The following is a 13,126-nucleotide window of genomic DNA, read 5'->3' as shown; positions in this document are numbered from 1 at the left end:
CTGTCCCGGAGCGCGCGCCGCGACCACGATGGATCTGTTCAAGTCGTTCATCTCGTTGCTCGCGCTGATCAATCCGATCGGCGCGATACCGTTTTTTCTGAGCCTGACCTCGCAGCAATCCGATATCGAGCGGCGCAACACCATCCGTGTCGCGTCCATTTCGGTGTTCTGCGTGATTGCGGTGACGGCGCTGCTCGGCCAGCAGATCATCGCGTTCTTCGGTATTTCGGTCGGATCGTTCGAAGTGGGCGGCGGCATCATCATGCTGCTCATGGCGATCAGCATGTTGAACGCGCAGGTCGGCAACGCGCGTTCAACACCCGAAGAACGCATGGAAGCTGAGGAGCGCAACAACATCGCGGTCGTGCCGCTCGCCATTCCGCTGCTCACCGGGCCCGGCTCGATCAGCACGGTGATCGTTTATGCTGCCAATGCGCAGCACTGGTACGACCGCTTCGGACTGGTCTTGCTGGGCGCGATCATCGCGGGGCTGTGCTTCGGCGCGCTGAATCTCGCGGAGCCCATCGCGCGCTGGGTCGGACGCACCGGAATCAATATCGGGACGCGTCTCATGGGTTTGATGTTGTCCGCGCTGGCGGTGGAGTTCATCGTCAACGGTCTGAAGGCTCTGATGCCATCTTTGAAATGAAAACTTCGATTGCGATTGTTGATTACGGAATGGGCAACCTGCGCTCGGTCTACCAGGCGCTGAAAAAGGCGGCTCCCGAAGCGGAGGTGGCGATCGTCGCTCAGCCGGAAGGCATTCGCACGGCGGATCGCGTGGTGCTGCCGGGGCAGGGTGCGATGCGCGACTGCATGGCGCATCTGGGCGAATCCGGTTTGCAGGAAGCCGTGCTGCAGGCGGCACGCGAAAAGCCGATGCTCGGCGTGTGCGTCGGCGAGCAGATGCTGTTCGACTGGAGCGAGGAAGGCGATACGAAGGGCCTGGGGCTGCTGCCGGGCAAGGTCGTGCGCTTCCAGCTGGAAGGCCAGTTGCAGGACGACGGCTCGCGCTTCAAGGTGCCGCAGATGGGCTGGAACCGCGTGCGCCAGACGCAGCGGCATCCGCTGTGGGACGGCGTCGCGGACGGCGCGTTCTTCTATTTCGTGCACAGCTACCACGTGGTGCCGGCGAATCCGGCGCATACGTCGGGCGAAACGGTCTACGGCGCGGCGTTCACGTCGGCGGTGGCGCGCGACAACCTGTTCGCCACACAGTTTCACCCCGAGAAGAGCGCGGAGGCGGGCTTGCGCGTGTATCGGAACTTCGTCCACTGGAACCCGTAAAACCGTGCATACGCTTGCGTTTTCGCGTATTGCTACGAGCGCATGACCGCTGCAAGACTTGTACTACACTAGCGAGACGGCGCGCGGGGCAGGCCTCGCGGAGGCAACCGCCCGGTGCCGTTTTGATCAACTCCACCCAGAAGATACGCGATACCTATGCTGCTCATTCCGGCCATCGATCTCAAGGACGGTCAGTGCGTGCGCCTCAAGCAGGGCGATATGGACCAGGCGACCATTTTTTCAGAAGATCCAGCGGCCATGGCCCGACATTGGGTCGATCGCGGCGCACGGCGGCTTCATCTCGTCGATCTGAACGGCGCGTTCGCAGGCAAGCCGCGTAACGGCGACGCGATTCGCGCCATCGTCGATGAAGTCGGCGGCCAGATCCCCGTGCAGTTGGGCGGCGGCATTCGCGATCTCGAAACCATCGAGCGCTATCTGGACGACGGCCTGGCCTATGTGATCATCGGCACGGCGGCGGTGAAGAACCCCGGGTTCCTGCGCGATGCCTGCAGCGCGTTCGGCGGACATATCATCGTCGGGCTCGACGCCAAGGACGGCAAGGTTGCCACCGACGGCTGGAGCAAGCTCACCGGTCACGAAGTCGTCGATCTCGCGCGCAAGTTCGAGGACTATGGCTGCGAGTCGATCATCTACACCGACATCGGCCGCGACGGCATGCTTCAGGGCATCAATATCGACGCCACCGTGCGGCTCGCGCAGTCCGTCAAGATTCCGGTGATCGCGAGCGGCGGGCTGTCGAACCTCGCGGACATCGAATCGCTTTGCGGCGTCGAGTCGGAGGGCATCGAAGGCGTGATCTGCGGCCGTGCGATCTACTCCGGCGACCTCGACTTCCAGTCGGCCCAGACGCGCGCCGACGCGCTGCGCGAGGCCGACGGCGTCTGAAGCCGCTGCAGCGCGGACATGTTGAGAAGCGCATCGGGCGGCGCGAGCCGCCCTCACTTCGTACCGAACCAGTAGTGGCAGAACATGGCTCTCGCTAAACGCATCATTCCCTGTCTCGACGTGACCGCGGGCCGCGTCGTGAAGGGCGTCAACTTCGTCGAGCTTCGCGACGCCGGCGACCCCGTCGAAATCGCGCGCCGTTACGACGATCAAGGCGCCGACGAACTCACCTTTCTCGACATCACCGCCACCTCGGACCAGCGCGACCTGATCCTGCCGATCATCGAGGCCGTCGCGTCCCAGGTGTTCATTCCGCTGACCGTCGGCGGCGGCGTGCGCGCCGTGGAAGACGTGCGGCGCCTGCTCAATGCCGGCGCGGACAAGATCAGCATGAACTCGTCGGCGGTCGCGAACCCGCAGCTCGTGCGCGACGCCTCGGACAAGCACGGCTCGCAGTGCATCGTGGTCGCCATCGACGCCAAGCGCGTGTCGGCGGAAGGCGAGCCGTCGCGCTGGGAAGTCTTCACGCACGGCGGCCGCAAGGCGACCGGCATCGACGCGATCGAATGGGCGCGCAAGATGGCCGAGTTCGGCGCGGGCGAAATTCTCCTGACCAGCATGGACCGCGACGGCACCAAGTCCGGCTTCGATCTCGCATTGACGCGCGCCGTCTCGGACGCGGTGCCGGTGCCGGTGATCGCGTCGGGCGGCGTCGGTTCGCTCCAGCATCTCGCGGACGGCGTCGTTCAAGGTCACGCAGACGCCGTGCTGGCCGCGAGCATCTTCCACTACGGCGAGCACACGGTCGGCGAAGCGAAGCGCTTCATGGCCGGGCAGGGCATCGCGGTGAGGACCTGAAGCATGACCGAACAAGCCAGCTGGCTCGACCACGTCAAGTGGGACGCGAACGGCCTCGTGCCGGTGATCGCGCAGGAAGCCTCGACCAACGACGTGCTGATGTTCGCGTGGATGAACCGCGAGGCGCTCGCGAAGACCATCGAACTCAAGCGCGCGGTGTATTTCTCGCGCTCGCGCCAGCGCCTGTGGTTCAAGGGCGAGGAATCCGGACACGTGCAGCACGTCCACGATGTGCGGCTCGATTGCGACGAAGACGTCGTGCTGCTCAAGGTCGAGCAGGTATCGGGCATTGCGTGCCACACCGGCCGTCATTCCTGTTTTTTCCAGAAATTCGAAGGCACGGCGGACAGCGGCGAGTGGGTTGCCGTCGAGCCCGTGCTGAAAGACCCTGAACGCATCTACAAATGACGCAAGCCACCACGCTGGACACTTTGTTGCGCCTTGCCGCCATCATCGACGGCCGCAAGGGCGGCGATCCGGAACAATCCTACGTTTCGCGACTCTTTCACAAAGGTGACGACGCGGTCCTGAAGAAGATCGGCGAGGAAGCGACGGAAGTCGTGCTCGCCGCGAAGGACGCACGTCATGGCGGCGCGCCGAAGGCGCTCGTCAGCGAAGTCGCCGATTTGTGGTTTCATTGTCTCGTGATGCTGTCGCACTTCGATCTGAGCCCCGCCGACGTGATCGCGGAACTGGAGCGGCGCGAAGGTTTGTCGGGGATCGAGGAGAAGGCGCTGCGCAAGTCGCGCGAGCGCGAGCAGAGCGGCGGCTGACGAGCTTTTCGCCTTGATGCGAAGGAGGGCAAGCATGAACCGGCCTTATGAACCGTATCCGCCGCCTGTCGTGCAGGATTCGAGCGATCCGCGCAACACGCGCACCTTCACCCACGTGCTGTATGCGCTGTACGCCGTCTACTGGCTGACAGGCGGGCTGACCGGCCTGATCGCCATCATTCTCAACTACATCAAGCGCGGCGACGCCGCCGGCACGCCGTACGAAGATCACTTCACCTGGCAGATCCGTACATTCTGGTGGGCGTTGCTCGGCCATGTGATCGGCCTCGTGACGATCTGGATCGGCGTCGGCTTCCTGATTCTTGCCGCGGTCAGCATCTGGACGCTCTATCGCGTCGTGAAGGGCTGGCTGTTTCTCTACGAAAACAAGACGATCGAACCGCGTGCGTGGTTCTGATCCCCGGGACATTCATGAGCCAAGACAACTGTATTTTCTGCAAGATTGCTTCGGGCCAGTTGCCGAGCACGAAACTCTATGAAGACGACGAATTCGTCGCCTTCAACGACATCAATCCGGCGGCGCCGGTCCATGTACTGGTGATTCCGCGGAAACATATCGAGACACTTTCGCACTGCACGGAAAGCGACACCCCGCTGCTTGGTAGAATGGTGAGTCTCGTCGGACGGTTGGCGAAAGACTTGGGCGTGGCCTATACGGGCGGCGAAACCGGCTTTCGCACGGTCATCAATACCGGGCCGGGCGGCGGTCAGGAGGTGTATCACATCCATGCGCATCTGCTGGCGGGCGACCGTCCGTGGCGCAGGATGGGATAAAAGCTGAAAGGTTTGTTGGCTTTCTCCTTTCCAATGAAATATTGGGCGAGCAAAATCGATATTTGATGCAGAGGCGACTTGCCTCTGCACGGGCTGAAAGGCCGACCTTCCGTCGCGGAATCCCAATCGGGGCGGAATCACGGAGAGTTTTCATTCATGGGTTCGTTGAGCATTTGGCATTGGTTGATCGTTTTGTTGATCGTGGCGCTGGTCTTCGGCACGAAGAAGTTGCGCAATATCGGCGGCGATCTGGGCGGCGCGGTAAAGGGCTTCAAGGAAGGCATGCGCGAGAACGAGACGACTGCCACTCCGGCCGACCAGCGCGAACTGCCGCGTAACGGCGCGGTGGACGTCGAAGCGAAGGACAAGTCCCGTTCGGGCGACTACCGTTAATTGCCGGTAATCCGTCCGCCGACCGCAACTCTTCACAACTCGTTCAATGCTCGATCTCGGTCTGACAAAAATGGCGGTCATCGGCGTCGTGGCGCTGGTGGTCCTCGGGCCGGAACGCCTGCCTGGCGTGGCTCGCACCGCGGGCGCGCTGTTCGGGCGCGCGCAACGCTACATCAACGACGTCAAGTCGGAAGTCGTGCGCGAGATGGAACTCGACGAACTCAAGAAGATGCGCACCGAGTTCGAGACGGCGGCGTCCAACGTCGAAACGTCGATCAATGAGAATCTGAAGCGCCACGAAACCGAACTCAACGACGCATGGAATCAAGGCACGTCGGTCGCGCCGAGCATCGCGGGCGGCGCGGAGGAAGCGGTGGACATGGCGTCGGCCGCATCGGACAAGCCCTGGGCGCGGTCGTCGTCCACTTCCAGCACGGCGAAGCGCAAGAACTGGCGCGTCAAGCAGGGCGCGATCCCCAACTGGTATAAACGCACCACTGCGCATCGCACGCGCGTGCAATCGGGCGCGGCGCGCGTTGCCCGCCATACGCCGGCCACCCTGCGCCGGCCGACGAAGTTCTTCTGAGTGCCACACTTCCTTCACTGATGACTCCAACCGAGGGCGGCGTGAGCGACCCGCAAGACACAAAGCAAGAGCCCGTCGAAGAGACGTTCATTTCCCACCTGGTCGAATTGCGTGACCGGATCATTCGCGCGGGCGCATCGGTCATCGTCGTGTTCATCGGGCTGGTGTACTGGGCGCCGGACATCTTCCGGCTGCTGGCGCGCCCGCTGATGCAGAACCTGCCGCGCGACGGCAAGATGATCGTCACCGACGTCACCGGCTCGTTCTTCGTGCCGATGAAGGTGACTATGCTCGTGGCCTTCGTCATTGCCTTGCCGTTCGTGCTGTACCAGATCTGGGCTTTCGTCGCGCCGGGTCTTTACCAGCACGAGAAGAAGCTGGTCGCGCCGCTCGTGTTCAGCAGCTACTCGCTGTTCCTGTGCGGCATGGCGTTCGCGTACTTCGTCGTGTTCCCGACCATCTTCCGCGTGATGGCGCATTACAACGCGCCGCTCGGCGCGGAAATGACGACGGATATCGACAACTATCTGAGCTTCGTGCTGACCATGTTCCTCGCATTCGGCGTGACCTTCGAGGTGCCGATCGTCGTGGTGCTGCTTGCGCGCATGGGCGTCGTGTCGATTCAGAAGCTCAAGCAGATTCGCCCTTACGTGATCGTCGCGGCGTTCGTCATTTCGGCGGTGGTCACGCCACCCGACGTGTTCTCGCAACTGATCCTCGCCATTCCGCTCGTGATTCTTTACGAAGCCGGCATCATTGCGGCGCGGATCGTGATCGGCAAGGATGGCGTCAAGAAGGACGAAGCGGCAACGGAATAGTCGCAGCGGTGCGGCTGATTGTCGCGTCCCACGCTTTCGAGCAAATAAAAAGGCAGCTTCGATCGAAGCTGCCTTTTTGCTATCTGCTATTCGGACGCGACGCCGCTTACTCGTCGTTCTGATCGCCCTGATCGTCTTCCGGCATCTGCGGCGCGCGCGGCGGCGCGGGGCGCTTGCCGATCATCACGTTGAGATCCAGTTCCTTGTTCTTGCGCATCAGGTGAACCTTCACCGAGGTACCCGGCTTGATCTGCGCGACAACGTTGAGCAGGCGCGTGGTGTCGGTGATCGTGTCGTCGTTGATGGACACGAGGATGTCGCCCGGCTTGATGCCGGCCTTGTCAGCCGGGCCGCCTTGCAGCACGCCCGCGACGATCGCACCGGCTTTCTGATCCAACCCGAACGATTCGGCGATCTCCGGAGTCACGTCCTGCGGCTCCACGCCGATCCAGCCGCGTGTGACGCTGCCCGTCGTGATGATGCTTTCGAGCACGCTGCGCGCCGTCGACACCGGAATGGCGAAGCCGATGCCGAGCGAACCGCCGCTGCGCGAGTAGATTGCGGTGTTGATGCCGAGCAGGTTGCCGTTGACGTCGACGAGCGCGCCGCCGGAATTGCCCGGGTTGATGGCCGCGTCGGTCTGGATGAAGTTCTCGAACGTGTTGATGCCGAGGTGATTGCGGCCGAGCGCGCTGACGATGCCCATGGTGACCGTCTGCCCGACGCCGAACGGATTGCCGATCGCCAGCACGACGTCGCCGACGCGCGTCTGGTCCATGCGGCCCAGCGTGATGGACGGCAGGTTGGTCATGTTGATCTTCAGCACCGCGAGATCGGTTTCCGGATCGACGCCGATCACCTTCGCGCTGGACGTGCGGCCATCGGCGAGCGCGACCTCGATTTGATCCGCGCCGTCGACGACATGCTGGTTCGTTAGAATGTAACCTTCCGAGCTGACGATGACACCTGAGCCGAGATTCGACGCCGGCGGCTCGTCACTCTTGCGTTTGTTCTTGTCGCCGAAGAAATAGCGGAACAGCGGGTCTTTCGCGCGCGGGTCGGGCGGCAGGTTGCCGTCCTTGCTGGAGAACACGTTCACGACGGCCGGCATCGCCTTCTGCGCGCCTTCCGAATAGGACGATTGAACGGGGCGTGAGCCGATGCTCGGCGCCACTTCCTGCAACGCGACGATCGGCTCGGCAAGCTGCTTGCCGAACTGGCCCTGGCGCTGAAGCCACTGCGGTTTCAAGGTCGCAATGATGAACATCAGGGCCAAAAGCACGGTGACCGCTTGGGCAAAAAATAGCCAGAAGCGTCTAAGCATTTGAAGGGATAGAGGATTTCATGGATCGGATCGAACTCGAATTGTATCTGAACAATCTGCTGGAAATCGGCCGCTTCAAGGACTATTGCCCGAACGGTCTGCAGGTTGAAGGCACGCGCCGCGTGCAGAAGATCGCGACCGGCGTGACGGCCTCGCTGGCGTTCCTCGAAGCCGCGCTGGAATGGGGCGCCGACGCCGTGCTCGTGCATCACGGTTACTTCTGGCGCAACGAGGCGCCGCAGATCACGGGGCGCAAGCATCGCAGGTTGCGCACGCTGATCGCCAACGACCTCAACTTGTTCGCTTATCACCTGCCGCTCGATTCGCATCCGGAACTCGGCAACAATGCGCAGATCGGCGCGCGGCTCGGCTTGATCGCGGACAACCGTTTCGCCGATCAGGATCTGGGCTGGATCGCGACACTCCCGATGCCGCTCTCGCTCGAGCACTTCAGCGCGATGGTCGAGAATGCGCTCGGCCGCAAGCCGCTCGTATTCGGCGACACGGACCGCGAACTGCGCCGCGTGGCATGGTGCACCGGCGGCGCGCAAGGCTATTTCGACGCAGCCATCGCGGCCGGCGCCGACGTGTATCTGAGCGGCGAGGTCTCCGAGCAGACCATGCACACGGCAGTGGAATCGGGCGTTGCTTATGTCGGCGCGGGTCATCACGCCACCGAGCGTTTTGGCGTGCAGGCGCTGGGCGCGCACCTTTCCGAGCAGTTCGATATCGGGCATCTTTTTATCGACATCGATAACCCGGTTTAATGCGCCATTAAGTCGCAGCGTCGATTATTTTTGCTTGCAACCGCCTTAACAGCCTTAAAAGAATGCTTCACGAGATTGCGCGGAAAACGTGGGGAAAACCCTGAAGCATCAATTACTTCGAGTGATTTTTGCTAGTCAGCCCTTGTAAATGCCAAGTCCATTCGCGCACACTAACGGCGGAACACTGATGTGACGGTATAAATCCAACTCAGAAGTGGGGCGTGTGATGCGAGACAAGGATGAGAAACGCGTCGACGGCGGCCGCCGTACCTGGCTGATTGCGACGACCGTAGCGGGTGGTGTCGGAGGTGTGGCAACGCTCGTGCCCTTCGTGGGTTCGTTTGCTCCATCGGAGAAGGCCAAGGCGGCGGGCGCGCCCGTCGAGGTCGATATCAGCGGACTCAAGCCGGGCGAGATGATGACGGTTGCCTGGCGCGGCAAGCCGGTGTGGATCCTCAACCGCACCGACGAGATGCTTGCGGACATCAAGAAGGCCGACAACGAAGTGGCCGACCCGAAGTCCAAGATGGAATTCTCGATGCCGTTGCCGGAGTACTGCAACAACGAGTATCGGTCCCGTGCCGATCGCAAGAACATTCTCGTGGCGGTCGCCGTGTGCACCCATCTGGGCTGCACGCCGACGCCACGCTTCCAGGAAGGTGCCCAACCCAATCTCCCCGATAACTGGCCGGGCGGTTTCCTCTGCCCGTGTCACGGCTCCACGTATGACCTGGCGGGCCGCGTCTTCAAAAACAAGCCTGCGCCGCAGAACCTGGACATTCCCCCGTTCATGTTCACTTCCGCGACGCAACTCGTGATCGGCAAGGACGAAAAGGGAGAGGCGTAAATGGCGACCGCAGACAAGGAAGTGGAGACGACGGGCCTGATCGGCTGGATCGACCGTCGGTTTCCGCTGACCTCCACGTGGAAGAAGCACGTTTCAGAATACTACGCACCGAAGAACTTCAACTTTTGGTACTTCTTCGGCTCGCTTGCCATGCTGGTGCTGGTGAACCAGATCGTCACCGGCATCTTCCTGACGATGAACTACAAGCCCGATGCGACGCTCGCGTTCGCATCGGTCGAGTACATCATGCGCGAAGTGCCATGGGGCTGGCTGATCCGCTACATGCACTCCACAGGCGCGTCGATGTTCTTCGTCGTCGTCTACCTGCACATGTTCCGCGGGCTGATGTACGGCTCGTACCGCAAGCCGCGCGAACTCGTGTGGATCTTCGGCTGCGCCATCTTCCTGTGTCTGATGGCCGAGGCGTTTTTCGGCTACCTGCTGCCGTGGGGGCAGATGTCGTTCTGGGGCGCGCAGGTGATCGTGAACCTGTTCTCGGCGATTCCGTTCATCGGGCCGGACCTGTCGCTGTGGATTCGCGGCGATTACGTCGTCTCCGACGTCACGCTGAACCGCTTCTTCGCGTTCCACGTCATCGCGATTCCGCTGGTGCTGCTCGGGCTGGTGGTCGCGCATCTGGTGGCGCTGCATGAAGTGGGCTCGAACAATCCGGACGGCGTCGAGATCAAGGCGAAGAAAGACGCGAACGGCATTCCCCTCGACGGCATTCCGTTTCACCCGTACTACTCCGTGCACGACTTCATGGGCGTGAGCGTGTTCCTGCTGATTTTCGCGGCGATCATTTTCTTCGCGCCGGAAATGGGCGGATATTTCCTCGAAGCGAATAACTTCGTGCCGGCCAATCCGTTGCAAACGCCGCCGGAAATCGCGCCGGTCTGGTACTTCACGGCGTTCTACGCGATGCTGCGCGCGACCACGGATCCGTTCAAGATCGTGCTGATGATCGTGATCGCGGTGCTCGGCCTGCTCGCGTTGCTGAAGGCGCGCGGCAAGTGGCGGCTCGGCCTGCCGGTGCTCGCGGTCCTCATGCTGATCTTCATGGCGCTGACAGAATCGAAATTCTGGGGCGTGGTGGTGATGGGCGCCGCGGTGGTGTCGCTGTTCTTCCTGCCGTGGCTGGACCGCAGTCCGGTCAAGTCGATCCGCTATCGTCCGCTGTTCCATAAGGTTTTCTACGGGATCTTCGTGTTCGCCTTCCTGCTGCTGGGCTTCCTGGGAACGCGACCGCCATCGCCCGCCGCGACGCTGATCGCGCAGATCTGCGCACTGATCTACTTCGCGTTTTTCCTCGGCATGCCGTTCTGGACGCCGCGCGGCAAATTCAAGACGCCGCCGGAGCGAGTGCACTACCACCCTCACTGAGCTCACGTCCGGAGACGAATACGATGAAAAAATGGCTCTCTACACTATCGATGATCGGTGCGGTGCTGTTTGCGTTCGGCACGGTAACGACGGCGCATGCCGAGGAAGGCACCGTCCTCGACCGCGCGCCGGACAGCTCCGACAACCTCGCGTCCTTGCAGCATGGCGCTCAAATCTTTGTAAACTACTGCCTGAATTGCCATAGCGCGACGCTGATGCGGTACAACCGCCTGACGGACATCGGCCTCAGCCCGGCGCAAATTCAGGAAAATCTGCTCTTCACGACGGACAAGGTCGGCAATACCATGTCCATTGCGATGCGTCCGGATGACGCGAAAGCGTGGCTCGGCGCGGCGCCGCCGGATTTGTCGGTGGAGGCGCGGGCGCGCGGCAAGGACTGGCTGTACACGTATCTGCGGAGCTTCTACCGTGATCCGACCCGGCCGACCGGCTGGAACAATCTCGTGTATGAGAATGTCGGCATGCCCCATGTGTTGTGGACGTTGCAAGGCATCCGGGACGCCAAGTTCGAGACCGATACGGACGAGCACACCGGCGAAAAGCTAAGAAGATTCGTGGGTTACACTCAGGTTACACCGGGCGCCATGTCGTCCGTAGATTATGATTCTGCTGTTGCCGATCTCGTTTCGTACATGTCGTGGATGTCGGAACCTGCGCAGCAGACGCGCAAGCGGCTCGGCGTCTGGGTTCTGCTGTTCCTGGCGCTCTTGAGTTTCCTCGCGTGGCGCCTGAACGCGGCATACTGGAAAGATATCAAATAGCGCGCCTTCAACGGCGTGGGTCGGCCCGACGGCGTTTTCTCAGGAAATGCCGCGGCCGGCCCTTCGAGTTTACTGAAGGAACTTTAAAAACATGATGGTTCTGTATTCCGGCACTACTTGCCCGTTCTCCCAGCGCTGCCGGCTGGTGTTGTTCGAAAAGGGCATGGATTTCGAGATTCGCGACGTTGACCTGTTCAACAAGCCGGAAGACATCGCGGTGATGAATCCGTATGGCCAGGTGCCGATCCTCGTCGAGCGGGACCTGATCCTGTACGAGTCGAATATCATCAACGAATATATCGACGAGCGTTTTCCGCATCCGCAGCTGATGCCCGCGGACCCCGTGCAGCGCGCACGTGCGCGGCTGTTCCTGCTCAATTTCGAGAAAGAGTTGTTCGTGCACGTCGGGACGCTCGAGAACGAGAAGGGCAAGGCCGCCGAGAAGAACCACGAGAAGGCGCGCAGCGCCATCCGCGACCGTCTCACGCAACTCGCGCCGATCTTCCTGAAGAACAAGTACATGCTGGGCGAAGAATTCTCGATGCTCGACGTCGCGATCGCGCCCTTGTTGTGGCGCCTGGATCACTACGGCATCGAGCTGTCGAAGAATGCGGCGCCGTTGATGAAGTATGCCGAGCGGATCTTCAGCCGACCGGCTTATATTGAAGCGCTGACGCCTTCCGAAAAGGTGATGCGTCGCTAGTCTGAGAGCGTTGGGACGCGGCGGCGCGCATTGTGCGGCGCGGCGCTCCCGGCGGAGGAAAGTTGATGCAAGAGATTTCCACCAAGCCTTATCTGCTGCGCGCGCTGTACGAATGGTGCACGGATAACGGGTTCACTCCGCACATCGCGGTGCGGGTTGACGCGGCCACGCGCGTGCCGCGGCAGTTCGTCCGCAATGACGAGATCGTGTTGAACGTCAGCTTCGAGGCGACGAGCCAGTTGCAGATGGGCAATGAATGGATCGAGTTCAGCGCGCGGTTTTCGGGCAAGTCGCACAAGATCGAAGTGCAGGTGGCGAATGTGCTCGCCATTTATGCACGAGAGAATGGACAGGGCATGGCGTTCCCGGTTGAGCCGGCGGCGCATCCTGGCGCGGAGCCGGTCGGTGCGCCGCTTGCGCCGCTTGCGCCGCGTCCTGCCGAGCGCGCTCCCCACCAGGTCGAGGAATCGCCCGGCGAGGCTGCCGAAACCGCACGTGAAGAGCCGCAGTCCGGGCTCGAAGAAGACGCGTCGAAATCGCCGGTGAGGTCCCACCTCAAAGTCGTCAAATGAAGTAGAATCTCGTCCTTCGCCGGCTTAGCTCATCAGGTAGAGCGCTTGACTTGTAATCATGAGGTGGCGGGTTCGAGTCCTGCAGCCGGCACCAAGTCTGTCGACGGGTCGTGTGAAGTCCACACGACCCGTTTGCTTTAAGTGAGGCAGATCGAAGCAGGCAGTTTTGGTCGATAAGAAAGTTCGAATTTCTTGTTGACAGACTTCAAAACGTTGTTCATAATCTCGTCTCTCTGCTGCTGATGCAGCGACGCAAGACGGAAGTGCAGTGATTCTGTTCTGCGATGTGCTCTTTAAAAACTAACAGCCGATAAGTGTGGGCGCTTGAT

General features: G+C 61.5%; 18 protein-coding genes and 1 tRNA gene. 18 read left to right on the top strand and 1 reads right to left on the bottom strand.

The window, feature by feature from the left end; translation table 11 throughout:
• Positions 1-28 precede the first annotated feature (28 nt).
• From QCE63_RS13660 to tatC, 11 genes are all read left to right on the top strand, one after another.
• Entirely contained in the window at positions 29-649 is a 621-nt protein-coding gene (locus QCE63_RS13660) for a YchE family NAAT transporter (RefSeq protein WP_309833529.1), read from the top strand.
• A complete protein-coding gene (hisH, locus tag QCE63_RS13655) occupies positions 646-1,287 on the top strand; it encodes an imidazole glycerol phosphate synthase subunit HisH (protein ID WP_309833528.1) in 642 nt (213 codons plus the stop codon). Before QCE63_RS13660 ends, hisH begins: the two co-directional genes overlap by 4 nt.
• A 156-nt stretch (positions 1,288-1,443) precedes the next feature.
• The gene (gene hisA / locus QCE63_RS13650) at positions 1,444-2,196 is read left to right on the top strand and encodes a 1-(5-phosphoribosyl)-5-[(5-phosphoribosylamino)methylideneamino]imidazole-4-carboxamide isomerase (protein ID WP_309833527.1); all 753 of its coding nucleotides are present in this window, start codon (positions 1,444-1,446) and stop codon (positions 2,194-2,196) included.
• 84 nt (positions 2,197-2,280) lie between these two features.
• On the top strand, positions 2,281-3,054 hold the full coding sequence (gene hisF / locus QCE63_RS13645) for an imidazole glycerol phosphate synthase subunit HisF (protein ID WP_309833525.1): 774 nt from the start codon (positions 2,281-2,283) through the stop codon (positions 3,052-3,054).
• 3 nt (positions 3,055-3,057) lie between these two features.
• Positions 3,058-3,462 carry a phosphoribosyl-AMP cyclohydrolase gene (hisI, locus tag QCE63_RS13640; RefSeq protein WP_309833523.1) on the top strand — a complete coding sequence of 135 codons (405 nt, stop codon included), beginning with the start codon at positions 3,058-3,060 and terminating at the stop codon, positions 3,460-3,462.
• The gene (locus QCE63_RS13635) at positions 3,459-3,827 is read left to right on the top strand and encodes a phosphoribosyl-ATP diphosphatase (protein ID WP_309833522.1); all 369 of its coding nucleotides are present in this window, start codon (positions 3,459-3,461) and stop codon (positions 3,825-3,827) included. The genes hisI and QCE63_RS13635 overlap by 4 nt, the downstream gene beginning before the upstream one ends.
• Positions 3,828-3,861: 34 nt before the next feature.
• Complete coding sequence (locus QCE63_RS13630; RefSeq protein WP_309833521.1) at positions 3,862-4,245, top strand: hypothetical protein; 384 nt, start codon at positions 3,862-3,864, stop codon at positions 4,243-4,245.
• 14 nt (positions 4,246-4,259) lie between these two features.
• Positions 4,260-4,622, top strand: coding sequence for a histidine triad nucleotide-binding protein (locus QCE63_RS13625; RefSeq protein WP_309833519.1), 363 nt, complete (start codon positions 4,260-4,262; stop codon positions 4,620-4,622).
• A 156-nt stretch (positions 4,623-4,778) separates the two neighbouring features.
• Positions 4,779-5,015 carry a Sec-independent protein translocase subunit TatA gene (tatA, locus tag QCE63_RS13620; RefSeq protein WP_309833816.1) on the top strand — a complete coding sequence of 79 codons (237 nt, stop codon included), beginning with the start codon at positions 4,779-4,781 and terminating at the stop codon, positions 5,013-5,015.
• Between the two features lie 46 nt (positions 5,016-5,061).
• Positions 5,062-5,601 (top strand): Sec-independent protein translocase protein TatB, encoded by a 540-nt coding sequence (gene tatB / locus QCE63_RS13615; RefSeq protein ID WP_309833518.1) that lies wholly within the window; start codon positions 5,062-5,064, stop codon positions 5,599-5,601.
• Between the two features lie 41 nt (positions 5,602-5,642).
• Entirely contained in the window at positions 5,643-6,419 is a 777-nt protein-coding gene (tatC, locus tag QCE63_RS13610) for a twin-arginine translocase subunit TatC (RefSeq protein ID WP_309833517.1), read from the top strand.
• Between the two features lie 106 nt (positions 6,420-6,525).
• Here the strand turns inward: tatC and QCE63_RS13605 are convergent, their stop codons facing one another.
• Positions 6,526-7,743 carry a Do family serine endopeptidase gene (locus tag QCE63_RS13605; protein ID WP_309833515.1) on the bottom strand — a complete coding sequence of 406 codons (1,218 nt, stop codon included), beginning with the start codon at positions 7,741-7,743 and terminating at the stop codon, positions 6,526-6,528.
• Positions 7,744-7,763: 20 nt separating this feature from the next.
• Here QCE63_RS13605 and QCE63_RS13600 point away from each other — a divergent pair, with 20 nt between their 5' ends.
• The 7 genes from QCE63_RS13600 (at position 7,764) to QCE63_RS13570 (ending at position 12,891) form a co-directional block, all read left to right on the top strand.
• Positions 7,764-8,510: a Nif3-like dinuclear metal center hexameric protein gene (locus tag QCE63_RS13600; protein ID WP_309833513.1), complete on the top strand. Its 747-nt coding sequence runs from the start codon at positions 7,764-7,766 to the stop codon at positions 8,508-8,510.
• 226 nt (positions 8,511-8,736) lie between these two features.
• Entirely contained in the window at positions 8,737-9,357 is a 621-nt protein-coding gene (petA, locus tag QCE63_RS13595; RefSeq protein ID WP_309833512.1) for a ubiquinol-cytochrome c reductase iron-sulfur subunit, read from the top strand.
• On the top strand, positions 9,358-10,740 hold the full coding sequence (locus tag QCE63_RS13590) for a cytochrome bc complex cytochrome b subunit (protein WP_309833510.1): 1,383 nt from the start codon (positions 9,358-9,360) through the stop codon (positions 10,738-10,740). It abuts the gene before it with no gap.
• Positions 10,741-10,763: 23 nt separating this feature from the next.
• Positions 10,764-11,522: a cytochrome c1 gene (locus QCE63_RS13585; protein WP_309833508.1), complete on the top strand. Its 759-nt coding sequence runs from the start codon at positions 10,764-10,766 to the stop codon at positions 11,520-11,522.
• A 91-nt stretch (positions 11,523-11,613) separates the two neighbouring features.
• Positions 11,614-12,225 (top strand): glutathione S-transferase N-terminal domain-containing protein, encoded by a 612-nt coding sequence (locus QCE63_RS13580; protein ID WP_008344155.1) that lies wholly within the window; start codon positions 11,614-11,616, stop codon positions 12,223-12,225.
• A gap of 65 nt (positions 12,226-12,290) precedes the next feature.
• Entirely contained in the window at positions 12,291-12,797 is a 507-nt protein-coding gene (locus QCE63_RS13575; RefSeq protein WP_309833506.1) for a ClpXP protease specificity-enhancing factor, read from the top strand.
• 18 nt (positions 12,798-12,815) lie between these two features.
• Positions 12,816-12,891 (top strand) — tRNA-Thr (locus QCE63_RS13570).
• Positions 12,892-13,126 lie beyond the last annotated feature (235 nt).

The organism is Caballeronia sp. LZ065, assembly GCF_031450975.1.
Taxonomy (GTDB): Bacteria; Pseudomonadota; Gammaproteobacteria; order Burkholderiales; family Burkholderiaceae; genus Caballeronia.
The sequence above is the reverse complement of the archived record's forward strand: the minus strand, read 5'-3'. Positions and strand labels throughout refer to the sequence as shown.